General features: G+C 44.2%; 1 protein-coding gene. It reads right to left on the bottom strand.

Going from position 1 to position 240, the window contains the following annotated elements; translation table 11 throughout:
* The coding region (locus AAEY57_RS20990) for a UbiA family prenyltransferase (protein ID WP_350608781.1) at window positions 1–240 on the bottom strand (240 nt) is incomplete at both ends.

Here is a 240-nt window from a genome sequence, read left to right as displayed (position 1 = left end):
AAACAGAGTAAGCAACGACGCACGTTTTACAAAAATCGATACCATGGGTTACTGGTAACATAGGGATTTTAGCGCGTTCATAATCACTTTTTCGTGCTATAGCCAGCGCCCAAAAGTGTGGTGGGGTCCAGGTAAATATTATCATTACGAGTAACCAAGGGGCTGCTGCCATTTGGTTTGTTTCTGACACCCAACCTAATAATGGAGGCATTGCGCCAGCCAACCCACCTATAACAATAT

This window comes from Pseudoalteromonas sp. MER144-MNA-CIBAN-0113 (assembly GCF_040308965.1).
In the GTDB taxonomy this organism is placed as follows: Bacteria; Pseudomonadota; Gammaproteobacteria; order Enterobacterales; family Alteromonadaceae; genus Pseudoalteromonas; species Pseudoalteromonas tetraodonis.
Note: the sequence above shows the minus strand (reverse complement) of the source record. Positions and strands in the feature narration are given on the sequence as shown.